The 21,613-nt window shown below is 65.8% G+C and carries 23 protein-coding genes; 8 read left to right on the top strand and 15 right to left on the bottom strand.

The window, feature by feature from the left end; genetic code table 11:
• Positions 1-34 precede the first annotated feature (34 nt).
• The 3 genes from FQU96_RS34215 to FQU96_RS34225 all read left to right on the top strand — a co-directional run bounded on the left by FQU96_RS34215 (position 35) and on the right by FQU96_RS34225 (position 1,948).
• Positions 35-688, top strand: a complete 654-nt coding sequence (locus tag FQU96_RS34215) for a glutathione S-transferase family protein (RefSeq protein WP_146545892.1) — start codon at positions 35-37, stop codon at positions 686-688.
• 96 nt (positions 689-784) lie between these two features.
• A complete protein-coding gene (locus FQU96_RS34220) occupies positions 785-1,318 on the top strand; it encodes a disulfide bond formation protein B (RefSeq protein WP_146545893.1) in 534 nt (177 codons plus the stop codon).
• A gap of 9 nt (positions 1,319-1,327) precedes the next feature.
• The gene (locus tag FQU96_RS34225) at positions 1,328-1,948 is read left to right on the top strand and encodes a demethoxyubiquinone hydroxylase family protein (RefSeq protein ID WP_146545894.1); all 621 of its coding nucleotides are present in this window, start codon (positions 1,328-1,330) and stop codon (positions 1,946-1,948) included.
• Here FQU96_RS34225 and FQU96_RS34230 read toward each other — a convergent pair whose 3' ends face one another.
• A complete protein-coding gene (locus FQU96_RS34230; RefSeq protein ID WP_218574995.1) occupies positions 1,949-2,530 on the bottom strand; it encodes an NUDIX domain-containing protein in 582 nt (193 codons plus the stop codon).
• 114 nt (positions 2,531-2,644) lie between these two features.
• On the opposite strand from FQU96_RS34230, the gene FQU96_RS34235 reads away from it, so the two are divergent.
• Entirely contained in the window at positions 2,645-3,283 is a 639-nt protein-coding gene (locus FQU96_RS34235) for an isochorismatase family protein (RefSeq protein WP_146545896.1), read from the top strand.
• On the opposite strand, the gene FQU96_RS34240 is transcribed toward FQU96_RS34235, so the two are convergent.
• The 7 genes from FQU96_RS34240 to FQU96_RS34270 form a co-directional block, all read right to left on the bottom strand.
• Positions 3,284-4,069: an SDR family NAD(P)-dependent oxidoreductase gene (locus FQU96_RS34240; RefSeq protein ID WP_146545897.1), complete on the bottom strand. Its 786-nt coding sequence runs from the start codon at positions 4,067-4,069 to the stop codon at positions 3,284-3,286.
• Between the two features lie 84 nt (positions 4,070-4,153).
• Positions 4,154-4,717 carry an HNH endonuclease gene (locus FQU96_RS34245; RefSeq protein WP_146545898.1) on the bottom strand — a complete coding sequence of 188 codons (564 nt, stop codon included), beginning with the start codon at positions 4,715-4,717 and terminating at the stop codon, positions 4,154-4,156.
• 174 nt (positions 4,718-4,891) lie between these two features.
• On the bottom strand, positions 4,892-5,893 hold the full coding sequence (locus FQU96_RS34250; protein WP_146545899.1) for an ABC transporter ATP-binding protein: 1,002 nt from the start codon (positions 5,891-5,893) through the stop codon (positions 4,892-4,894).
• On the bottom strand, positions 5,893-6,891 hold the full coding sequence (locus FQU96_RS34255) for an ABC transporter ATP-binding protein (RefSeq protein WP_255468719.1): 999 nt from the start codon (positions 6,889-6,891) through the stop codon (positions 5,893-5,895). Before FQU96_RS34255 ends, FQU96_RS34250 begins: the two co-directional genes overlap by 1 nt.
• A gap of 8 nt (positions 6,892-6,899) precedes the next feature.
• Positions 6,900-7,769 (bottom strand): ABC transporter permease, encoded by an 870-nt coding sequence (locus FQU96_RS34260; RefSeq protein WP_146545900.1) that lies wholly within the window; start codon positions 7,767-7,769, stop codon positions 6,900-6,902.
• A complete protein-coding gene (locus FQU96_RS34265) occupies positions 7,769-8,713 on the bottom strand; it encodes an ABC transporter permease (protein WP_146545901.1) in 945 nt (314 codons plus the stop codon). Before FQU96_RS34265 ends, FQU96_RS34260 begins: the two co-directional genes overlap by 1 nt.
• A 43-nt stretch (positions 8,714-8,756) precedes the next feature.
• Positions 8,757-10,367, bottom strand: coding sequence for an ABC transporter substrate-binding protein (locus FQU96_RS34270; protein ID WP_178130902.1), 1,611 nt, complete (start codon positions 10,365-10,367; stop codon positions 8,757-8,759).
• A gap of 230 nt (positions 10,368-10,597) precedes the next feature.
• Here FQU96_RS34270 and FQU96_RS34275 point away from each other — a divergent pair, with 230 nt between their 5' ends.
• Genes FQU96_RS34275 through FQU96_RS34285 form a run of 3 tightly spaced genes read left to right on the top strand, consistent with a single transcriptional unit; the run spans position 10,598 to position 13,276 of the window.
• On the top strand, positions 10,598-11,257 hold the full coding sequence (locus FQU96_RS34275; RefSeq protein ID WP_146545903.1) for an RraA family protein: 660 nt from the start codon (positions 10,598-10,600) through the stop codon (positions 11,255-11,257).
• 57 nt (positions 11,258-11,314) lie between these two features.
• Positions 11,315-12,175: an amidohydrolase family protein gene (locus FQU96_RS34280; protein WP_146545904.1), complete on the top strand. Its 861-nt coding sequence runs from the start codon at positions 11,315-11,317 to the stop codon at positions 12,173-12,175.
• Between the two features lie 39 nt (positions 12,176-12,214).
• Complete coding sequence (locus tag FQU96_RS34285; protein WP_146545905.1) at positions 12,215-13,276, top strand: LacI family DNA-binding transcriptional regulator; 1,062 nt, start codon at positions 12,215-12,217, stop codon at positions 13,274-13,276.
• A gap of 42 nt (positions 13,277-13,318) precedes the next feature.
• Here FQU96_RS34285 and FQU96_RS34290 read toward each other — a convergent pair whose 3' ends face one another.
• From FQU96_RS34290 to FQU96_RS34320, 7 genes are all read right to left on the bottom strand, one after another.
• Positions 13,319-14,314, bottom strand: coding sequence for a nitronate monooxygenase family protein (locus tag FQU96_RS34290; protein ID WP_146545906.1), 996 nt, complete (start codon positions 14,312-14,314; stop codon positions 13,319-13,321).
• Positions 14,315-14,427: 113 nt separating this feature from the next.
• Positions 14,428-15,855 (bottom strand): carotenoid oxygenase family protein, encoded by a 1,428-nt coding sequence (locus tag FQU96_RS34295; protein WP_146545907.1) that lies wholly within the window; start codon positions 15,853-15,855, stop codon positions 14,428-14,430.
• A gap of 125 nt (positions 15,856-15,980) precedes the next feature.
• The gene (locus FQU96_RS34300) at positions 15,981-17,276 is read right to left on the bottom strand and encodes an MFS transporter (RefSeq protein WP_146545908.1); all 1,296 of its coding nucleotides are present in this window, start codon (positions 17,274-17,276) and stop codon (positions 15,981-15,983) included.
• An 87-nt stretch (positions 17,277-17,363) separates the two neighbouring features.
• Positions 17,364-17,852: a GNAT family N-acetyltransferase gene (locus FQU96_RS34305; RefSeq protein WP_146545909.1), complete on the bottom strand. Its 489-nt coding sequence runs from the start codon at positions 17,850-17,852 to the stop codon at positions 17,364-17,366.
• On the bottom strand, positions 17,849-19,120 hold the full coding sequence (locus tag FQU96_RS34310; RefSeq protein WP_146545910.1) for a serine hydrolase: 1,272 nt from the start codon (positions 19,118-19,120) through the stop codon (positions 17,849-17,851). The genes FQU96_RS34305 and FQU96_RS34310 overlap by 4 nt, the downstream gene beginning before the upstream one ends.
• Positions 19,117-19,779, bottom strand: a complete 663-nt coding sequence (locus FQU96_RS34315) for an alpha/beta hydrolase (protein WP_146545911.1) — start codon at positions 19,777-19,779, stop codon at positions 19,117-19,119. The genes FQU96_RS34310 and FQU96_RS34315 overlap by 4 nt, the downstream gene beginning before the upstream one ends.
• Before the next feature lie 8 nt (positions 19,780-19,787).
• On the bottom strand, positions 19,788-20,624 hold the full coding sequence (locus FQU96_RS34320; protein WP_178130904.1) for a DNA-3-methyladenine glycosylase: 837 nt from the start codon (positions 20,622-20,624) through the stop codon (positions 19,788-19,790).
• Positions 20,625-20,677: 53 nt separating this feature from the next.
• On the opposite strand from FQU96_RS34320, the gene gluQRS reads away from it, so the two are divergent.
• Positions 20,678-21,523: a tRNA glutamyl-Q(34) synthetase GluQRS gene (gluQRS, locus tag FQU96_RS34325; protein WP_146545913.1), complete on the top strand. Its 846-nt coding sequence runs from the start codon at positions 20,678-20,680 to the stop codon at positions 21,521-21,523.
• Positions 21,524-21,613: the final 90 nt, after the last annotated feature.

Consider the following 21,613-nt stretch of genomic DNA (forward strand, 5'->3'; position numbering starts at 1 on the left):
CCAAGAAAGCCGGACGGGCAAAGGGATGACGCCTATGGCCGAGGCCTCTCTGACCATCAGTAGCAAGAACTATTCCTCTTGGGCCCTGCGGGGCTGGCTGTTGTGCAAGATGGCCGGACTCGATTTCGAGGAGCGGATCTTGCCGGCGGACGATCCGTCGACCCGGGCCGAGCTTCTGCTGCTCTCGCCCTCGTTCCTGGTGCCCTGCCTGAAGCATGGCGATATCTCGGTGTGGGACACTTTGGCGATCGCCGAGTATCTCCACGAGATCAGGCCGGAGGCAGGCCTTCTGCCGCAGGACCGTGCCGTGCGTGCCCACTGCCGGGCGATCGCGGGCGAGATGCATTCGGGGTTCAGCAATCTGCGCTCCGCCTTGCCCATGAACCTCAAGGCCTACCATCCTCGCTTCAAGGTCTGGGCCGGGGCGCAGGGGGACATCGACCGTATCACCGCCGTGTGGCGCGACTGCCTGGTCAGATACGGAGGACCTTATCTGTTCGGCACGCTGACAATGGCCGATGCCATGTATGCACCGGTGTGCACGCGACTGCGGACGTATGACGTGCCGGTCGACAGCCAGAGCGCGGCCTATTGCGGGCGCATCCTGAACTTGCCGTTCATGCTGGAATGGATCACGGCGGCACGCGCCGAACCGGAGGAAATCGAGGAGCTCGACGTCGAATTCTGACGTCTGCGGGCGCGACCAACTGTGGCAGCCTCCTCAAGACGACGTGTAGAGCCGTGCCCCTCCCGCCCACGCCCGTTCGGCGCTATATGATGCGCCATGAGTTCCATCACGGCCGTCGCCACCATCGACCCGCCTCGTTCGTCCGGCCTCGATCTGCCGGCGATCGCCGCCCTGTGCGGCAGCGGTGCCATTCTGCTGGGTGCTTTGGGTTTCCAGTACCTTGGCGGCTATCCCCCGTGCAGCCTGTGCTACTGGCAGCGCTATGGCCACGTGGCGGTGATGGCTTTGGCATGGCTGGCGCTGCTGCCGCTGGGTCGTAGCGCCAAGATCGCGTTCGCGACGCTGAGCGGCGTGGCGCTTCTCGCCACGGCCGGTATCGCCGTCTACCACGTCGGCGTGGAATGGAAATGGTGGGCTGGCCCCAGCGGCTGCACGGGTGCTGTCTCGGGCCTCGGCATGTCGGTCGAGGAACTGAAGCGCATTCTGATGGGCACCAAGATGATCCGCTGCGACGAGATTCCCTGGTCGCTGTTCGGGCTGTCGATGGCGGGTTGGAACGCGGTGCTGTCGGCGATCCTGGGCGGCTGGGTCCTGGAGCGGACCTGGCGGTCGGCGCCGAAGAGCGTCTAAGGAGGCAGTATGAGCACCGACGCGCCGCGGTCGAACAGCGACACTGCATCGACTCCCGCCGTACCTGCCCGTACCAACGAGGGATGGCAGCCCGGTGATCCGACGCCGCGTGCGTTTGTTGAGCAAGTGATCCGCGTGGATCAGGCCGGCGAGTTCGGCGCCGTGCGAATCTATGAGGGCCAGTTGGCGGCGTTGCGCTGGCGCGGGCAGGGCGCATCGCCGGCGGCGCGCAAGATCGAGCACATGCTGGCACAGGAGGTCGAGCATCGCCGGACGTTCGACAATCTGCTGGCCGATCGCCGGGTCAGGCCGACCGCGTTGTCGCCGTTGTGGTCGGTCGCGGGCTTCGCGTTGGGCGCGGCGACGGCGTTGATGGGTGACGCTGCGGCGATGGCGTGCACGGTCGCTGTCGAGGAGACGATCGACGAGCACTATGCGGCGCAGCGCGACAAGCTGGGCGAGGACGAAGCGCCGCTGCGCGAGACGGTCGAGCGCTTCCGTCAGGAAGAGGTCGCGCATCGCGACGAAGCGCTGGCCAGCGGCGCCGAGGGCGCGCCAGCCTACGAACTGCTGACCGCTGCCATCAAGGGCGGTTCGCGCCTGGCGATCTGGCTGTCGACGCGGGTGTAGCTACGGCCTGACGAGGCCATGCAGCTTGGCGTACTGCAGCAGCATGATGGTCTTGGCGTCGGCGATCTCGCCGCGGTCGATCATGGCGAGGGCTTCGTCGAGCGTTGGTTCGATGACATCGATCTCTTCGCCTTCGGCAGCATCACCGCCGCCGGCGCCGGCTCGATCGGCGGGATTGTACTCGGCCACGAAGAACACCAGCCGCTCCGTGATGCTGCCGGGACTCATGAAGGCGTTGAAGATGCGGCGGGGCTGGCTGACGCGATAGCCCGTTTCTTCTTCCGTCTCCTTGCGGATGCAGGTCTCCGGATCGTGCGCATCGAGCCGTCCGGCGGGCGCTTCGATGAGCGGCTCGGGATGATCGTTGACGTACGCCGGAAAGCGGAACTGACGGATCAGCACCACTGTCTTGGCCGTCCGGTTGTAGAGCAGGATGACGGCGCCGTTGCCGCGGTCGTAGGTCTCGCGATTCTGGGTCTGCCATGTCCCGTCCTTGCGCAGGTAGTCGAACGTTGTCTTCTTCAGCACGGACCAGTCATCCGACAGGATCTTGACCCGGCGGATGCGTATGCGATCGTGGATGGACAGGCTCATCAGGAGACCTCGGAAGCGGACAGCGGCAGGGGTCGCTTGACCACCGCGGACCATGGCCTATCGTGGTGCCCGTACCCAGACAAGAACAGACTGGATCACACGATGACCGACGACTACGCGAAGCGCAGTTATGGCGAGATAGCGGTCGGCGCCGGTGAAAAACCCGGCATCGTCGTCGTCGATTTCCAGAAGGGATTTACAGACCCTCGCTATCCACTGGGCGGCGCGCCGCTGGTCATGCGGGCGGTTGATAACACGGCAAAGCTGCTGGCCCTCGCGCGTCGTTATGGTGTGCCGGTTGCGGTTTGCAACACGGCCTATATGAACGAGCGGGAGATGCCGTACTGGAAGATCACGGCGGTGCGGGAGACGTTCCTGCACGACCACCCCAGCACGGCGCTGGACGAACGCATCCATGATCCCGCCTACGACCTCACCGTCTGCAAGAAGGGGCCGTCGATCTTCTTCGAGACCGGCGTCGGCAACTATTTCATCAAGGAACGTGTCGATACGGTCATCATCACCGGCTGCAACACCAGCGGCTGCATTCGTGCCACCGCCATCGACAGCTTCAGCTATCGCTTCCGCACACTGGTGCCCGAGGATTGCGTCGGCGACATCGAGGAAGGCCCGCATCACGACAACTTGCGTGATATCGGCCGCCGCTACGTCGATGTCACCGACCTGGCGTCGTGTATTGCCTATCTGGAAAACTGGGCGCGGAAGAACACGCGGACCTGATCACTTGGCAATGTAGCCGCCGTCGACCACGAGCTGGGTGCCGGTAACGAAAGCGGCTTCGTCGCTGGCGAGATACAGTACGGCGTTGGCGATGTCCTTGGGCTCGCCGAAACGGCCCATCGGTTCATTCTTCATCAGGGCGTCGCGTGCCGCGTCGGGCTCGCGGTAGGTGTTGATGACGCCTTCGAGCATCGGCGTTTGCATGTAGCCGGGATGGACCGAGTTGACGCGGATGTTGTTCTTCAGCAAGGCGAACTCCAGCGCCGCAGCACGCGTGAGCAGCGTGACGCCACCTTTGCTGGCGCAATACGCGCTGGCACCCTCGGCAATGCCGACCAGGCCCGCGACCGAGGAGATGTTGACGATCGAGCCGCCGCCGTTGCGTTTCATCGCCTCGGCGCCGTGCTTGATGCCGAGGAACACGCCGTCGAGGTTGACCGCCATGACCTTGCGCCAGCGCTCAAGGCTGAGTTTGTGAATCCAGCCGCCATCTGCGGTGCCGGCATTGTTGACCACGATGTCGAGCTTGCCGAACGCGCGCTCGGCGTGGACGACGGCATCCTGCCAGCTCTCGTCGCTCGTAACGTCAAGCGGATGCGCCTCGGCGCGTCCGCCCGCGTCACGGATGACGCCGGCTGCCGCCTCAGCGGCCTCGGCGCGGATGTCGGCGATCAGGACGGCGGCGCCTTCCGCGGCCAGCCGTTCGGCTGTCGCCTTGCCAAGCCCCGACGCAGCGCCCGTCACCAGTGCGACCTTGCTGGCGACCCGCCCTGTCCGTTCAACCATACGCAATTCCTCCCATGGGTAACCCTGGGAGGCTATCCGCCAGAAGCGTGCTGTTCCACTGTTCCTCGGCTTGAGGCGAGGACGTCACATGGGATCGAGCTCGGTATCCCAGTAGAGATAATCACGCCAGCTCTCATGGAGGTAGTTCGGCGGGAAGGCCCGACCGTTTTCCTGCAGTTCCATGGCTGTCGGTTCGTACGGCGAGCGCAGCGGGTGCATGTGCGCCTGGTGCGGCAGACGATTGCCCTTGATCAGGTTGCACGGGCTGCAGGCCGTCACGACGTTGCGCCAGACCGTGCGGCCGCCCTTCGACCGCGGTACCACGTGGTCGAACGTCAGCTCATGCGCCGGAAGATCATCGCCGCAATACTGGCACGTGAAACTGTCGCGCAGGAACACATTGAAGCGCGTGAACGCAGGCCGTCGATCGGCTGGGACGTACTCCTTCAGCGCAATCACGCTGGGCAGTTTCATCGTGATGCTGGGGCTGCGGATCGGACGGTCGTATTCGGCAACGACACTCACGCGATCCAAAAATACCGCCTTGATGGCGTCCTGCCAGGACCACAACGACAACGGGAAGTACGACAGCGGCCGAAAATCGGCATTCAACACCAGCGCCGGGCAAGCCTCAGGCGCCGGCAACATCGGAGATACTCCGCGCAACGAACCGCGCGTATGTCGCTTCGTTCGTCATGGCGCGGATAGTGCCAGTTTCCCGCCAAAACACAACGAATAGATTCCGTTTGCAGGCGTGCAGATATGGAATTTCACCGGCCGGTAACCGAACCGTTTTGCCGCTGTCACCGAGCAGGCTGCCTTTCAGGCTTGGCGAAGATGGCAGGCCACCGCATGGTCACCGCTGCCCAGCAGGGCGGGGCGTTCTTCCACGCAGCGCTGCGTAGCGAGCGGACAGCGCGTGCGAAACGCGCAGCCTGACGGCGGATTGATGGGGGAGGGAATCTCCCCGCGCAAGCGGGGACCGCGGCGTCTCGTGCCGCCTCGCTGCCTTCCGGCAGGATCGGGTACCGCCGCCAGCAAGGCCTCGGTGTAAGGATGCCGCGGCGTCGAGAAGATGCTCTCCACTGGCCCGATCTCGACGATTCGGCCGAGATACATCACAGCGACGCGATGGCTGATGTGTCGCACGACGGCAAGATCGTGTGACACGAAGAGATAGGAATAGCCTGCCTGGTCCTGCAACGTGCTCAGCAGGTTGAGCACCTGGGCCTGTACGGAGACGTCCAGAGCGGAGACAGGCTCGTCCAGCACGATCAGCTTGGGCTCGGGCGCCAAAGCCCGGGCGATTCCGATGCGCTGGCGTTGGCCGCCCGAGAATTCATGAGCGCGGCGGTTGACCACGTCGGCCGGCAACCCGACCCGCGCCAGCAGGGCCTCGACGCGTCTGGCAAGGTCCGCGCCCTGCGCGATCCGGAAGTTCCGCAGTGGCTCGGCCAGGATCCGGCCGATCGGCAGGCGTGGGTTGAGTGAGGCGAATGGATCCTGGAAAACCATCTGCAAGTTGCGGCGCAGCGGACGCATGGCCCGCGGCGACAATCTCTCGATCGGTTCGCCGAACAGCCGGATCTGTCCTGCTGTCGGTTCGATCAGCTTCAGGCATAGCCGTGCCAACGTGGATTTCCCGGAGCCGGACTCGCCCACCAATCCCAGCGTCTCGCCACGGCGGATCGAGAGGTCGACATCATCGACGGCGCGCAGGCTCTTGCGATGACGGCCGAACCATGAGCGCGCAACCGGAAACGATTTTCTCAGCCCTGAAACGGCGAGAACCGTTTCGCGATCGGATGTCTCATCACGCTGCATCACGATGCCTGCTGCTGGCCTGGATGATGGCAGGCGACGCTGTGGCTCGAGGCGTCCCGCGACTGCAGGAGCGGCGTCTCCGAGCGGCAGCGGGCCGTGGCTGCGGCGCAGCGCGGTGCGAAGGCACAGCCAGCCACGGGCGATCGCAGCGAGGGCACCATGCCGAGAATCTCGGTCAGTCGCCCGCGGCGGCCGGTGCCCGCAGGCGTCAGATGCGGTCGTGCCGCGAACAGGCCCTGCGTATAGGGATGCAGCGGGTTGTCGAAGAGGTCATCCACCGCAGCGTCTTCGACGACGCGGCCGGCATACATGACGATGACGCGATCGGCGACGTCACCGACAACACCCAGGTCGTGGGTTACCAGGACGATGGCGGTACCCATCTCGTCGCGCAGTTCGCCGATCAGGTCGAGCACCTGGGCCTGGATGGTGACATCCAGCGCCGTGGTCGGCTCGTCGGCGATCAGCAGGCTGGGCTTGCACGCCATGGCGATGGCGATCATCGCGCGTTGCCGCATGCCGCCGGACAGCTCGTGCGGATACTGCTCGAGCCGCCGGGCGGGATCGGGGATCTGCACGCGCTCCAGCAGGGCGATGATCTGCGCGCGCGCGTCGGCGCGCGTGAGCTTGCGGTGGCGCAGCAGGCCTTCGGTCAACTGGCGGCCGATCGTCAGCACCGGGTTGAGCGAGGTCATCGGCTCCTGGAACACCATGCCGATGCGATCGCCGCGCAATTGCCGCAGCGCGCTCTCGCCAAGCGTCGTGAGCTCGCGACCCTGGAACCGGATGCTGCCGCCCGCGAGCCGCGACGGCGGTGACGGCAGCAACCGCAGGATGGACAACGCCGTCACGCTTTTGCCGCAGCCGGATTCACCGACGATCGCCAGGGTTTCACCGGCGTCGACCTGGAAGCTGACATCCTCCACGGCGTGAACGACGCCTTCGGGCGTATCGAAGCGCACGCGCAACTGATCGATGCGAAGGAGCGGCTCGGTCACGGTGCTCTCTATTTCACGCGGCGGGCGAGGCGGGGGTCGAGCATGTCGCGCAGCCCGTCGCCCAGCATGTTGATGGCCAGCACCGTCGCCGAGAGGCACAAGCCGGGGAACAGCACCAACTGTGGTGCGACCTGAAAGACCGTACGGCCTTCGGCCATCATGTTGCCCCAGCTCGGCGTGCTGGACGGCACGCCGGCGCCGATGAAGGACAGGATCGCCTCTGTGATCATCGCCGAGGCGGCGATATAGGTGCTTTGCACCACCAGCGGCGCGACGGCATTGGGCAGGATGTGACGGAACAACACGCCGAAGAAGCCCGTGCCGGAAGCGGTGGCGGCCTCGACGAACGTCGCGTCACGCAAGGTGAGCACGATGCCGCGCGCCAGGCGCACGACCCGCGGCACTTCTGCGATCACGATGGCGATGATGACATTGCCCAGGCTGGCGCGGGTGAGGGCCATCAGGGCGATGGCCAGGAGAATGGCCGGAATAGCCATCAGGCCGTCCATGATCCGCATCAGAACGGCATCGACGGTGCGATCGAAGCCTGCCAGCAGACCAAGCACCAGTCCGATCGTGGTGGCCAACGCTGCCACCGACAGACCGGTGATCACCGAGACTCGCGCACCGTAGACCGTGCGGCTCCAGACGTCGCGGCCCATCATGTCGGTGCCGAACCAGAACTCCGGCGACGGCGGCCGCAGGCGTTTCGCGGGCGACAGCGCCGTAGGATCGAGTGTCGCGAGCCAGGGCGCGACGATCGCCATCACGCAGACCGCGGCCAGGATGATCAGGCCGATTGCGACCGTGGGGTGCCGGCGCCATGCGGCTCGCCGTCGCGGCGGGGTGTCTTCCTCGAGGGCAAGGGCCGTGGTCATCAGGCAAACCGCACACGAGGGTCGAGCCAGGTGTAGCTGAGATCGATCACCAGATTGATCAGCACGTAGACTCCGGAGAACAGCAGGATGACGCCCTGGATTACGGGAAAGTCGCGGCGGGCGATCGCATCGACGGTCAGTCGGCCCAGGCCGGGGATGGCGAACACGGTTTCGATGACCACGGCGCCGCCAACCAGCAGCGCGATGCCGATACCGACGACGGTGGCGATCGGAACGGAGGCTGCCTTCAGGGCGTGCAGCCAGACGATCTCGCGCGGCAGCAGGCCCTTGGCCTTGGCCGTGCGGATGTAGTCCTCGGCCAGCACATCGAGCAGGGCGGCCCGCGTGGTGCGCGCGATCAGCGCGGCATAGACCAGCGCCAGCGCCAGGCTCGGCAGGATCAACTTGCCGAGCCAGGACAGGAAACCCTGCGCCATCGGCGTGTAGCCCTGGACGGGAAGAATCGGCCAGGAAATCGCAAAGCCGAGGATGAGCAGATAGGCCAGAACGAAAATCGGAATCGAAAATCCGGCGACGGCCAGTACCATGACCACGCGGTCGGGCAGGCGACGCGCGAAGACCGCGGCCAGGACGCCGGCGGGAATGCCCAGCGAAAGCCCGAAGATGACCGTGACGATGGCCAGTGACAGCGTCGGTCCGATGCGTTGCGCGATCAGGCCGGCCACGGGCGTGTTGGTGAAGATCGAAACGCCGAGATCACCGTGCGCGATGTTCCAGCTCCAGCGCCCGAACTGAACCAGCAACGGTTGATCGAGGCCGAGCCGGTTGCGGATCAGCGCGATCTGCTCGGTCGTCGCGTTTTCGCCGGCGATGACGGCCGCCGGGTCGCCTGGCGTGAGGCGCGTCAGCGAGAACACGACCACCGCCACGACGATGATGACGGGGATCGTGGCCACCAGCCGGCGCAGAACGTAGCCCAGCATGCGCTAGCCCCGTTGCATCATGACGATGGTCGGTCGTGCCGCCCTACTTCTTGGTCAGGTTCCAAAATACGGGGATGCCGCTGGGGACAATGCCGTCCACCGATTTGCGGTAGGCGGTCGGAATGATGAGTGTGCCGGTGACGATGTAGGGCACCGCCTCGAAGGCGCGGGCCTGTACCTTGTCGGCATAGGCCTTTTGCTCGGCGGGGTCGGTCAGGGTGAGCCACTTGGTGCGCAGGCCTTCCAGTTCGGGATCGGTCGGCCAGCCATAGGCGGCGTTCTTGGCTCCGCCGGCGCGCAGGCCGGTGGCGATCGCCGGTGTCAGCACATCCATGATGGTGGCGTAGCTGTGGAACAGGCTCCATCCACCCTGATCCAACGGTGCCTGGCTGTTGATCTTGCCGATCGCCGTGCCGAAATCCATCGTCTGCAGATCGACATTGAAACCGGCCTTCTTCAGGTTTTCGGCCGTCACCAGGGCCGGCGCATGTGAATAGTGCACGTCGGCCGGATCCAGCACGACGACACGCTCGCCCTTGTAGCCGGCCTCCTTCAACAGGCGCTTGGCCTTGGCGAAGTCGGCTTGCTTGAGATGGCCCTCGGTGCCGGCCAAGCTTTCGTAGGGCGTGCCGTTGCAGCCGAAATAGCCCGGGCAGGCCTTGACCCAGCGCGGATCGGACGAAATGGCGTTCAGGTAGTCGGACTGGCCGATCACGGTGAGCAGGGCCTGGCGCACCTTGGGGTTGTCCATCGGTGCATGCAGATGATTGATGCGGATCGACAGCTGGCTGCCGATCATGTCGATGGGGCGCACGGTGATGGCGGCGTCGCGTTCGATGATCGGCACCAGGTCGGGTGACGGGACCTCCAGCCAGTCCACTTCGCCGGCACCCAGCGCGGCGACGGCGACGGCCGAATCCGGGACCGACATCCACTCCACGCGATCGACTTTCACCACCTTGCCGCCGGAGAGAAAGTCGGCCGGCTCGCTGCGCGGCTTATAGTCGGTGTTCTTCACATAGACGGCCTTGCCGCCCGGTAACCACTCGGCACGCACGAACTTGAACGGACCCGAGCCGATCGTCTCTTCGATCTGCTTGAAGGGATCGGTCTCCGCCACGCGCTTGGGCATCATGAAGAGCGCATTGTTGCTGGGCTTGGCCAACGCCTCGAGCACCTGGCCGAACGGCTGCTTCAGCGTCAGGCGGAACCGCTGCGCGTCCACCACCTCCAGTGTTTCAGCCGCCACCAGCAGGCGATTGCCGAGCACATCGCGCGCCCCCCAGCGCTTGATCGAGGCGACGCAGTCCTCCGCCGTCACCGGCTTGCCGTCGTGCCAGTTGAGCCCGGGGCGAAGCGTGAATTCCCACTGCATCTTGTCCGGCGTGACGGTCCAGCTCTCGACCATCTGCGGCTGCGGCCGCAGCTTGGAGTCGAGGCTGAAGAGCTGATCGTAGATCATGTGGCCGTGATTGCGGGTCACATATGCGGTGGTCCACACCGGATCGACCGACCGCAGATCAGCATGGGGCACGAACCGCAACACCGTCTGCGCTGCCACCGGCACGGCGGTGGCCGCGACGGAAGCGACGGCCAGAAGGCCAAACAGACCGGAGATCAGGCGGCCGCAGCGGCCTCCAAGACGATCACGCATCGAGAGCCCCATTTTCAGTATGGTGATGACTTTAACGTTATAGTTAAAATCATGCAATCTGGATTCAGGCTGATCGATTTCATACCGTTCAATTGACAATTATGAGATGAAATTCCTATAACGTTAAAGTCAAAATCAGTAAAATCAGATGGCGACCAGGATAGAAGCGCGGGTCGCCGTCCGTTCATCGTTCCGATGCCAGCGCTGTTCACTTGAAGGAGGCAGTGCCCATGAAACAGTTCAGCCTGCAGGAGATCGCGCAGCGATTCTTCGCTTCCGTGCTGTCGGATTGTCTCGACCAGGCCGGCCATACGCGCCAAGCGATGCAGGCAAGAATTCGACCGCTCGATGATGCGCTGGTGATGGTCGGCCGCGCGCGCACCGCGCTCTACGTCGACGTCTATGACGTTACGCCGGGTGAGAACCCGTATGAGCTGGAGATCGGCCTGGTCGACAGTCTGAAGCCGGGTGAATTGCCGGTCTTCTCCTGCGGCGCCACCGGTCGGATCGCGCCCTGGGGCGAGTTGCTGTCAACCGCGGCGGCGGCACGCGGGGCGGTCGGGGCCGTGATGGACGGCTGCGTGCGTGACATCCGCGCTATCCGCGACATGCGTTTCCCTGTTTTCCATGGCGGCATCGCCCCGCTCGACAGCAAGGGGCGTGGCAAGGTGATCGCCGTCGATGTGCCGATCGAATGCGGCGGCGTGCATGTGCGGCCGGGCGATCTCGTCTTCGGCGATGCCGACGGCCTGGTGGTCATTCCGCAGGCGGCCGAGGCCGAGGTGCTGGCGCTGGCCGACAAGAAGGTGTCCGGCGAGTCCAAGACCCTGGAGGAACTGAAGGCGGGTCAGAAGCTGGGCGATGTCTTCGCCCGCTACGGCATCCTGTGATGTCGGAGCCGTCCCCGTCGATGCCACAGAAGCACCTATGAGTCAGGAAGATCCGCGATGATCGTCGATTGCCATGTCAACGTGTATGAAGACAGCCAGATGCTGCCATTGCATTCGACGTCTATCGTCAGTGCGCGCCCGGGCGATGTGTCCCCGAAGTCGGATCCCGACACGGTCTATGCGGCGATGAAGGACGTCGACAAGGCCATCATCTTCTCGCTGCGCTATAAGGATTCGGTTGGCATCGACGGCGACGACGAGGTGACGGCGCGCGCCGTCGCCAAGTATCCCGACAAGCTGGTGGGGTTCGCGTGCGTCGATCCCCGCATGCCCAACTACATGGATCTGCTGGTCCACGCGATCGAGGACCTGAAGCTGAAGGGCGTCAAGTTCGGCCCCATCTACAATGGCGTCTCGCTGCTCGATCCGCGGCTTGTCCCGCTCTACGAGTATCTCCAGCGCAACAATCTGCCGCTGACCATGCACATGGGGACGACGTATGGCCGTCTGGCGCCGATCGACTACGGGCGGCCGCTCGATGTCGATACCATCGCCTCACGCTACCCGGACCTGAAGATGGTCATGGCCCACATGGCGCATCCCTGGTACGAGGAATGCATCGTCGTGGCGCGCAAGCAGCCGAACGTCTACTGCGAGGTCTCGGCCCTGTTCTACCGCCCATGGCAGTTCTACAACATCCTCATCGCGGCGCAGGAATATCTCATCACCCACCGCAACAAGATCTTCTGGGGAACCGATTTCCCGTTCTCCCAGGTCAAGGAATCGATCGACGGCCTGCGTGCGATCAACAACCAGGTCGAGGGCACCAACCTGCCCCGCGTGTCACAGGCGACGATCGACTATATCCTGCATTCCAATCCCTTTGAGCATTGGTGGCATGGCGGCTACCCTGGCTAGCAGGATAGGGCCGCCGCACAGACCGGCGGCCGGGTGAGAATGGCGATCAGACCTCGGAGCAACCCGACCAGACGCATTACCATCCGCGACGTTGCCGCCGCCGCCGGCGTGACGCCGATGACGGTGTCCAACGTGTTGAACCGACGCGCCGGCCAAGTCGGGCAGGACACCCAGGACCGCGTGCTCGAGGTCTGCCGCCAGCTCGGCTACAAGCCGCATGCCAGCGCCCGTCGCCTGCGCACGGATCGGCGCATGGCCGTCGGCATGGTGATCGTCGATCCGTCGCCGAACTACCTGTCCGACCCGTTCATCGCGGCACTCTTCGCCGGCTTGACCGATTGCCTGGGCCCGCAAGGCTATAGCCTCGTGCTGCACGGTACGCACCCCGACAGCATCGGGGCGATCCCGCTGCTGCAGCAGATCGAGACCGATGCGCTGTGCGCCGTCCTGTCCGGCAGCCTCAAGCAGCGCCGGGCCATGGTGCGCCGGCTGGTGGATGCCCATCAGCCGGTGGTCCTGCTGCAGGAGGAGCTTGCCGAGTTGACCCCAGGCGTGGCGACCGACGATGTCTGCGCCCTGGTGCAGGACGATCACGGCGGTGGTGTCGCCATTGCCAACCACCTGCTGAGCGGGCGATGCAATCACGTCGTGATGCTGGTGCCCGAGATCGAGTGGTCGGCCATGCTGCGCCGCGAGGCCGGCTTGCGTTCCGTGCTGTCGCGCGCCAAGCCCAAACGGACGTTGCGTATCGTGGCGTGTGGTGATGAGGGGTACACCGACACCCAGGCCGCGTTGGAAGCCTATGTCGCGCGCCATGGCGTGCCCGACACCGTCGTCGGCGGTAACGATCAGATGGCCATCGCGGCGATGAAATTCTTCATGGCACGTGGCCTGACCGCACCGAAGGATGTGCGCATCACGGGCTTCAATGGCTTCGAGGTGTGGCGGTACTCGTCACCCGAACTCACCACCGTCTTCTCGCCGGCGTACGATATGGGGCGCAACGCCGGCCAGGCGATTCTGGCTCGCCTGCGGGCCCACCGCTTCCCCTACAGGGAACAGAAGCTGTCCGTCGAATTCCAGGTCAACGGATCGTCTTGATTTGCCGTCTCCACGCTTGGCGGGGGGACGGCTGGAGTGCTGTTACTCCGCCGCCAAGCGCGTCGGCACGGGCTGGTCGGCGAACAGTGCATTGCGCGCCTGTTCGTATTCGCGCGCCAGGCGATCGACGACCTCGCCCGCCGGTGGCGCATCGGCGATCTGGCCGACGCCCTGGCCGGCGCCCCAGATGTCGCGCCAGGCCTTGGCCTTGGTATTGCCGCCCGAACCGAAGTTCATCTTCGACTTGTCGGCCTCGGGCAGGTTCTCCGGATCGAGCCCGGCGGAAGAGACGCTGCGGCTCAGGTAGTTGCCGTGCACCCCGGTGAAGAGGTTTGTGTAAACGACCTCCTCGCCGGCGCTGTCGATGATGCACTGCTTGTTGGCGTCGGTGGCGTTCGCTTCCTGGGTGGCGATGAACCGCGTGCCGAGATAGGCGAGGTCGGCGCCGACCGCTTGCGCGGCCAGCACCGAGGCGCCGTTGGCGATCGAGCCCGACAACAGGATGCAGCCGTCGTAGAACTGGCGTACTTCGGGCACCAGCGCGAACGGTGACAGCCGGCCGGCATGGCCGCCGGCACCGGCGCACACCAGGATCAGGCCGTCGACACCGGCCTGCAGGGCGCGCTTGGCATGCTTGACGTTGATGACGTCGTGGAACACCAGGCCACCATAGGCATGCGCGACCGGCACCACGTCGTCGGGCGCGCGCAGCGACGTGATCTGTACCGGCACCTTGTACTTGGCGCACAGCTCCACATCGTGCTGCAGACGGTCGTTGGAGCTGTGCACGATCTGGTTCACCGCGAACGGCGCCACGATCTTGTCGGGATGCTTGTCCTGATACTCGGCCAGTTCGCTGGTGATGCGCTTCAGCCAGTCTTCGAGAACCGGCGCCGGGCGCGCATTGAGTGCCGGGAATGAACCGATGATGCCCGCCTTGCACTGCTCGATGACGAGATCGGGGCTGGACACGATGAACAGCGGCGCGCCGACGACCGGAATGCGCAGCTTGCCACGAAGCTTGGCGGGCAGGGCCATGGAATCAGCTCTCCGAAGAACGGGACGACGATGATGAACGGTAGTTTACGCACAACGTCGATGCGGCGACCGAACTTGATGGCCGCCGCATCGGGATGCGGAACCCGAGATGATCAGAGCGGCCCGGGCCGCCAGTTGCCATGGAAGCCGGCGGGGACGCGGTGCGACAGGTGCGCCAGCGCCACGGGCCCGGCCGCGACATTGGTTGCATCGAGAACCGCGAGATCGCTGCGGTTCTCGCCGCCGCGATAGACGACGGCCAGCAGCCAGCCGTCGCCCTCGGGGGCGTTGTCGCTGCGTGGCACGAAGATCGGCTCGCCAGCGACGTCGTGGGGACCCGGATCCCAGATCTGGCTGCGGCCGTTAGCGAGATCGATGTGGACGATCCCGTTGCGGGACGCCCGCGGATTGTGCGGATCGGTCACGACACCGCCCTGGATGTAGCCGTGGCGGTAGGCGGACATCGCGAAGCGTTCGTCGAAGCGTGGGAATTCGCCGACATGATCGTCGAGCGGCTCTTCCTTGAACGTGTCGGTATTGCCGGCCAGATCGAACGTCCAGCGCACCAACGTGGCTGTTGGCGGCGTGGCGCTCGACGGTGTGCCGTCCGGCAGCGGAAACAGCGGCGCGATGGCGTATTTCATCATGTCGCAGACGACCTTGCCGTCGTCGGTGTCGAAGGCGTTCATCGGGTGGAAGACATAGCAGGGGTCACCCTTGAACCACCGGATGTCCGTCGATACGTCGCCGTCGCGCTTCATGATGCCAATATGCGAGCCCTTGTCCGGCTCCCAGGCAAACGGCGGCGCGCCTTTCATGGCGCGCTCCATCGATCCGGTCAGCGGGAAGATTGGGAAGATCACATGACGGCGCGTGACGACGAAATCATGCACCATGCTGGCGTAGGGACCCTGGAAGAAATCGCAGCGCTGCATGCGACCGTCGCGACCCACCACCTGGTAGCTGAGGTCCGGCGTGAAGCGGCCCTTGGCGGCGTAGCCGAACTGCACCATCTCGCCTGTGATGGGATCGATCTTGGGGTGCGCGGTGACCGGTCCCGCTAGCTTGCCGTCGAATGTGTGATAGCCCGTCGAGGCCAGGCTCTTGGGGTCCATTTCGTAGGGCGCGTGTGCTTCCTCCAGCGCCAGCAGCCGGCCGCCGTGCCACACGATGTTGGTGTTGGCGCTCGTGGAGTTCAGCGCCATGATCCGCGGGTCGCTATAGCGCGGATTGCCGAACGAGCCGGACAGGCCTTCGCCTTCCGCATTCTCGAGCTGCCACTTGGGCGTGCGGACCCAGCGGTTGAGATACGACACGCGGCCGTTCTGGACGTGAAAGCCGTGCACCATGCCGTCGCCGCTGAACCAGTGATAGGGCCCACGCGGTGCGAACTGCGGATTGGGGCCGTTGCGGTACAGCGACCCGCACAGGTCCTTCGGCATCTCGCCGGTGATCGGCAGGTGGTTTGCGTCGCATTCCATGTGCAGCGGCGCGTAGTAGCCCTGCAGGAACGGATTGTCGGTCGGAAACGCCTTGGCCATGCGGGCCCTCCCAGGGTCTGACGCGGTAGATTTTTAAGGGTAACACTGTGTATTTAAAAGACCCTATGCAATTTCCGCGCGCCGCGCAAGGGCGATTTGCCGTTAGTCAGGCCAGCGGCGTGTGATCAATCGGCGGCGGACGGTGATGCGGTCAGCATCACGGGTGGCGGTTCATCGTGCCGGCGGAAGGCGACGTGGCCCATGACGCCGGCCAGGAAGATGAACAACCCGCAGCCCAGCACGGTGACGGTGACGCCCAGCACGTCGAATAGCCAAGTCGCGGCGAGGCTCGCGACCAATTGCGAGCCCGCCATGATGGCCAGCCGCAGGCGCCAGACGCGCGCGATGTCGGCGCCGTCGAACACCATCTGCGTGCGGGTGATCAGCGGGATGAAGAACAACGGTCCGCCGCTGCCGGCGATGACGGCAGCCAGCATCATGGCTGGCAGCAACCAGCCGGCGGGAACGACCCAGGTTGCCAGCGCGATCAGGATGAACCCGCCGCCCATGGCGACATAGCCCAGGTACATGGTCGACAGCGGCCGGCGCAGCAGGATGTTGCCGACCACCAGGTTGGCGCACAGGTCGCCCAGCCCGTACGAGCCCATGACCAGGCCATAGGCGGCGAGATCCTGCACGCCGAGGAAGGTCGGCTGATAGGTCTTCACCAGCAGCGCGATGCCCAGCAGCAGCGTCACCATCCAGGGGCCGTTCACGGCAGCGTTGCTGAGAACCAGCACGGCCATGACACGGTTGCGGCGCAGCAGGCGGAAGCCGGCAGTCAGGCCCTCGATCGCGCCGGACCAGCCGCGCGCCGGCGCCGTGGTCTGCGCCGGGGCCGAAAGCCGTGACCGTACGCAGTAGATCGCGGCCGCGGCGGTGAGAAAGCCGCAGGCCGTGACCGACAGGAAATGGATCACGGGAATGAACTGGACCAGGATGGCCGCCGCCGCCGGGCCGGCGAGGCGCGCCAGCCGCCAGGTCGCATCGAACAGTCCGTTGATCGACTGCAGCATCGTGCGGTCCTTGACCAGGACCGGTATCGTCGACTGCAGGGCCGGCGCAAAGAACGTGCGCAGGCCGGCGACGCCGACGGCGGCCACCATCAGCGAGGTCAGCGACACGCCATACACATAGGCCGCCACGACCGGCAGCAGCACGACGGCCGCGGCCAGAATGTTGACCATCACCATCGTGCGCTCGGGCCGCCAGCGATCGGCCACGGCGCCGCTGGTCAGGCCGACGACCAGCATGGTGGCGTATTGCGCCGCCGTCAGCAGGCCGGCGAGGTTGCCGGCGATATCGACCGCCAGCCAGATCGCCGCGACGCGGAACAGATCCTCGCCGATGGTCGAGGCCGTGAGCCCCGACCACACGGTCGCGATGGCGCGGTCCTGCAGGGGCCGAAACACAGGAAGCATGACGTCGGCATCTCACCCGATCCGCCTCCCGGCGAGTAGGCCGCTTATTGAAATGCTGTGTTGCACCCGCGCGCCGCGCCGGTTTCCTCACGGTGCCAGGCGCTTTTCCAGCACCAGCTCATAGTCGGTGAAGCCGAACCGGGCATAGGCGCGCACCGCCGGCGTGTTGGCCGCCAATGATCCGATGCGCATGCGCCGCAGGCCGGCGTCGCGGAAATGGCGCTCCGCTTCGGCGAGAAGGCGTCCCGCGAGCCGTTGTCCGCGCGCCGGCTCGGCGACGAACAGATCCGACACATAGCCGAAGACATTCGAGTCGTCGGTCTCGGCGGCGTTGTCGTCGTGGACGGTTCGAAAGGCGATGCAGGCCACCCGCTCGTCGTCCTGCAGGGCGATGAGAATGGCACCGCCGTGCGCCGCGATCGCTTTCTCGACCTGCGTCAGATAGGCATCCGCGCACGCAGCGCCCGGTTGTCGCGAGTCATGCAGCGTCCGTTCATGGTCGTTGATGGCAGCCATGGCGGCGACCAGCCACGGACGGTCGGAAGCGGCTGCGGGTCGGATCGCGATATCGCTCATCGCAGCCAGACGCCGGCGTCTTTGGAGCGATAACCCAGTGCGCGGTAGGTGGCGTCGACCAGCGACTGGCCGCGCGCATTGAGCAGCAGGCCTGGCCCCATCTTGCTCATGGTGTAGCCGAACGACAGGCCGCACGCGGGATCGGCGAAGCCCAGCGAGCCGCCGGCGCCGACATGGCCGAACGCCTGTGGGCCCAGGATGGCGCTGTCGCAATTCTCGCCCCACAGGGTGGCCGCGATGCTGCGCTTGCGGTTGTCCATCGACTTCATGAAGCCGAGCGCAAAGCGCGTGGGAATGTAGAGCGTGGCGTCGAAGTGGGTGGCCATCGACACCTCGGCCATGCGCGCCAGGGTCGTGGTGTCGACCAGCGTCACGCCACCCAGCGCACCGCCGTTGGCCAGCGGCGCGTACATGCCGGCCAGCCCGCGGGCGTTGGTGATGCCGTTGGCGGCACCGATCTCGGCTGCGTGACCTTCGCGGCTGTTGGCGCCGCCCGTGCGCCAGCGTCCGTTGTTGAAGTAGAACAGCGAGGGGATCGACTTGGGTTCCTTGGCCAGCGCCGTCATGAACGGAGTCTTGGCCTCGCTGGCGGCATACACATAGGGCACGATCGGCGCCACGCGCGGCTCGATCTCTTCCGGCAGGCCGATCCAGAAATCGAGGCCCAGCGGCGTTGCGATCTCGTCCCGGAAGAACGTGCCCAGCGACTTGCCGGACACGCGCCGCACCATCTCGCCCACGGTCCAGCCGAAGGTGAAGCCGTGATAGCCGTTGCGGGTGCCCGGCTCCCAGAACGGCACCTCGGCCGCCAGGCGCTCGGTCATGTAGGTCCAGTCGTAGGGGCCGTCCGGTTTCACCGCGTCGCGCAGCGCCGGCACCGCTGACGAATGGTCGAGCATCATGCGCGTGGTCACGCGCTCCTTGCCCTGTTGCGCGAATTCGGGCCAGACCTCGGTGACCGGCGCATCGATATCGAGCTGGCCGCGGCTGGCCAGCACATGGGCGCACAGCGCCGTTGCGCCCTTGGTGCAGGAAAACACGGTCGACACGGTGTCGCGATCCCAGGCGCGCCCGGACTTGCCGTCGGCGACGCCGCCCCACAGGTCGACCTTGGTCGCGCCGTCGACGGTGACGCACACCGCGCCACCGAGTTCGCCGCGACTGCGGAAGTTCTCCATGAACTGCTGCGCCACCGGCTCGAAGCCGGATGCCACATGACCCTCGATGGCGACGCCGTCGCCGACGCTTTCCTTGATCGCCGTGGTCATGGCGCCTTGCCTCCCAGCGCACGCAGCAGGAACCGGGCGCAGAGCTGCAGGCCGGTCTGGTCGATGCCGTGTCCCACGCCGCGCGCAACGTGGGACTCGACCGGCACGCCGCAGGCCTTCAGCACCGTCTCGGTACGGTCCATCAATTGCACGGGGATCAGCTCGTCGGCGTCGCCGTGCACGAGCAGCACAGGCGGGCGCGAGCGGATCTCATCCTTCAGGCTGTCACCACCGGCCAGAACACCGGAGAAGCCGACGATGCCCGCCACCGGCTTCGCGCGGCGCAGGCCGACATGGAGCGACATCATCGTGCCCTGCGAGAAGCCGACCAGCGCCGTGTCGGCTTCGGTGAGTCCATATTCCTGCAGCATCGAGTCGAGAAACGCCTCGGCGAACGGCGCGGCACCGCGCGTGCCGGCCGCCATCAGCTGCGGATCGAGCTGGGAGATGCCGAACCACTGATAGCCGAACGGATTGCCGTCGCAGGGGTAGGGCGCATTGGGCGCGTGGAACACGGCGTCGGGCAGAAGCGGGGCCAGCGGTTCCGCCAAGCCGATCAGGTCGTTGCCGTCGGCCCCGTAGCCGTGCAGCAGGATGATCAGCTTCTTGGGCGGCAGGCCGGAAGCCGGTGGATGCGAGGGACCTTCGAGTTCGAACATCGTGCCTCTCAGGAACGGTTTGCCGGTCGTGGTGTTGCGCGTTTCAGTTTCTTGCGTCGGCTGGCGGCCACGGTGCGTTTCTTGGCGGCCGCCTTCTTCGCCGCCGCGGGTTCGGCTGCGGCGCGCTCGGCCGCTTTCGCCAGGCGGGCGGCCTTGCGCGCTTCCTTGGCCAGCCGTTCCGCCTCGCGTCGGGCCTGGGCGGCAGGGCTGCTGCTGAAATCCGGCATGTTGCGGCGGAAGTGCCACAGGAACAACGCCGCGACCGTGCGCCAGGGCCGCCATGGCGTGCTGAGCTTCAGCAGCCGCTCCGGCTCCGGCCGCTGCCGCAGTTTCAACAGATGCTGCGCCGCGACGATCAGGCCGAGATCGTTGATCGGCATCACGTCGGGACGGCCCAGCGCGAACATCATATAGATCTCGGCCGTCCACGGGCCGATGCCCTTGGCCTGGGTCAGGGTCGCGACCAGGGCGGCGTCGTCGAGCGCAGGCAGGTCCTCGAAGACGATGCGGCGCTCCACGGTGTCGAGCGCCAGCGATCGCGCGAATTTCACCTTGTTGTTGCTGAGCCCGCAGGCACGCAGCTCTTCGTCCGACAGACGCAGCAGGTTCTCCGGCGTCACCGGGTCGACCGCCGTGGCGACGCGATCCCAGATGCTGCGGGCGGCGAAGACCGACACCTGCTGGCCGATGATCGACCGCAGCAGGGCGCTGAAGCCTTCCTCGGCAGTGCGCAGCGGCGGATCGCCATAGGTGGCCCGCGCCGCGGCGAAGCGCGGATCGAGCGCAGCCAGGTAGTCCATGCCTTCGCGAACGCGCGCTTCGTCGAGACGGAATGGAATGCTCATGGCTGGGCACATAGCATGCGCGGGCACACGATGCTAATAGGGCTGCACGTGTCATGAGTGTTCCCCTCATCACCCGCTTCGCACCCAGTCCGACGGGCTATCTGCACCTCGGGCACGCCTTCTCGGCGCTGACGGCGTGGCGCCGGGCGCGCCATGACGGTGGCCGGTTCCTGTTGCGGATCGAGGACATCGACATCCGCCGCTGCAAGGCCGAATTCGAGACGGCGATCCTCGAGGACCTGGCCTGGCTGGGCATCGACTGGGACGGCGATGTGCGCCGCCAGTCCGAGCACTTCGCCGATTACGGCGCTGCGCTCGACCGTCTGCAGGCGATGGGCGTGATCTTTCCCTGCTTCTGTACCCGCGCCGACATCGCGCGCGAGATCGCAGCGGCGCAGAGCGCGCCGCACGGTCCGGACGGGCCGCTCTATCCCGGGACATGCCGCGCGCTTCGGCCCGCCGAGCGGCAGGCACGTGTGACGGCGGGAGTCGAATTCGCATTGCGGCTGGACCACGCCAAGGCCGCCGCGATGGCCGGTCCCTACCGGTTCTTCGAGGAAAGCCACGGCTGGGTCGACGGCGATCCGGCGTTGCACGGCGACGTGGTGCTGGCGCGCAAGGACACGCCGACCAGCTATCATCTCGCCGTCACGGTCGATGACCACCTCCAGGAAACCACACTGGTGTCGCGCGGCGAGGACCTTCAGCCCGCCACCCACGTGCACGGCCTGCTGCAGACGCTGCTGGGTTACGCGACGCCGCGCTATGCGCATCACCACCTGCTGACCGATGCACAAGGAAGACGCTACGCCAAGCGCGACCAGGCGCTCACCCTGCGGGCGCTGCGCGACAGCGGCGCGACGCCGGCCGAGGTCCGCCGGCGCGTGGGGTTCGATTGATTCATCATCCTCCCCAGCGAAGCTGGGGAGGTGCCCCGAAGGGGCGGAGGGGAGGCGACGTGGTATTGATAATGGAGACCACGTAGGCTC

Origin of the sequence: Reyranella sp. CPCC 100927 (assembly GCF_007859315.1) — a bacterium.
GTDB lineage: Bacteria > Pseudomonadota > Alphaproteobacteria > Reyranellales > Reyranellaceae > Vineibacter.

Bases quoted from the DNA above. Each gene is read 5' to 3' on its own strand.
- FQU96_RS34285 (WP_146545905.1), top strand. From the start codon at position 12,215: ATGGCGATCAGACCTCGGAGCAACCCGACCAGACGCATTACCATCCGC.
- FQU96_RS34270 (WP_178130902.1), bottom strand. From the start codon at position 10,367: ATGCGTGATCGTCTTGGAGGCCGCTGCGGCCGCCTGATCTCCGGTCTG.
- FQU96_RS34280 (WP_146545904.1), top strand. From the start codon at position 11,315: ATGATCGTCGATTGCCATGTCAACGTGTATGAAGACAGCCAGATGCTG.
- FQU96_RS34290 (WP_146545906.1), bottom strand. From the start codon at position 14,314: ATGGCCCTGCCCGCCAAGCTTCGTGGCAAGCTGCGCATTCCGGTCGTC.
- FQU96_RS34220 (WP_146545893.1), top strand. From the start codon at position 785: ATGAGTTCCATCACGGCCGTCGCCACCATCGACCCGCCTCGTTCGTCC.
- FQU96_RS34310 (WP_146545910.1), bottom strand. From the start codon at position 19,120: ATGACCACGGCGATCAAGGAAAGCGTCGGCGACGGCGTCGCCATCGAG.
- FQU96_RS34295 (WP_146545907.1), bottom strand. From the start codon at position 15,855: ATGGCCAAGGCGTTTCCGACCGACAATCCGTTCCTGCAGGGCTACTAC.
- FQU96_RS34225 (WP_146545894.1), top strand. From the start codon at position 1,328: ATGAGCACCGACGCGCCGCGGTCGAACAGCGACACTGCATCGACTCCC.
- FQU96_RS34250 (WP_146545899.1), bottom strand. From the start codon at position 5,893: ATGCAGCGTGATGAGACATCCGATCGCGAAACGGTTCTCGCCGTTTCA.
- FQU96_RS34265 (WP_146545901.1), bottom strand. From the start codon at position 8,713: ATGCTGGGCTACGTTCTGCGCCGGCTGGTGGCCACGATCCCCGTCATC.
- FQU96_RS34320 (WP_178130904.1), bottom strand. From the start codon at position 20,624: ATGAGCATTCCATTCCGTCTCGACGAAGCGCGCGTTCGCGAAGGCATG.
- FQU96_RS34300 (WP_146545908.1), bottom strand. From the start codon at position 17,276: ATGCTTCCTGTGTTTCGGCCCCTGCAGGACCGCGCCATCGCGACCGTG.
- FQU96_RS34260 (WP_146545900.1), bottom strand. From the start codon at position 7,769: ATGACCACGGCCCTTGCCCTCGAGGAAGACACCCCGCCGCGACGGCGA.
- FQU96_RS34275 (WP_146545903.1), top strand. From the start codon at position 10,598: ATGAAACAGTTCAGCCTGCAGGAGATCGCGCAGCGATTCTTCGCTTCC.
- FQU96_RS34240 (WP_146545897.1), bottom strand. From the start codon at position 4,069: ATGGTTGAACGGACAGGGCGGGTCGCCAGCAAGGTCGCACTGGTGACG.
- FQU96_RS34235 (WP_146545896.1), top strand. From the start codon at position 2,645: ATGACCGACGACTACGCGAAGCGCAGTTATGGCGAGATAGCGGTCGGC.
- FQU96_RS34305 (WP_146545909.1), bottom strand. From the start codon at position 17,852: ATGAGCGATATCGCGATCCGACCCGCAGCCGCTTCCGACCGTCCGTGG.
- FQU96_RS34315 (WP_146545911.1), bottom strand. From the start codon at position 19,779: ATGTTCGAACTCGAAGGTCCCTCGCATCCACCGGCTTCCGGCCTGCCG.
- FQU96_RS34245 (WP_146545898.1), bottom strand. From the start codon at position 4,717: ATGTTGCCGGCGCCTGAGGCTTGCCCGGCGCTGGTGTTGAATGCCGAT.
- gluQRS (WP_146545913.1), top strand. From the start codon at position 20,678: ATGAGTGTTCCCCTCATCACCCGCTTCGCACCCAGTCCGACGGGCTAT.
- FQU96_RS34215 (WP_146545892.1), top strand. From the start codon at position 35: ATGGCCGAGGCCTCTCTGACCATCAGTAGCAAGAACTATTCCTCTTGG.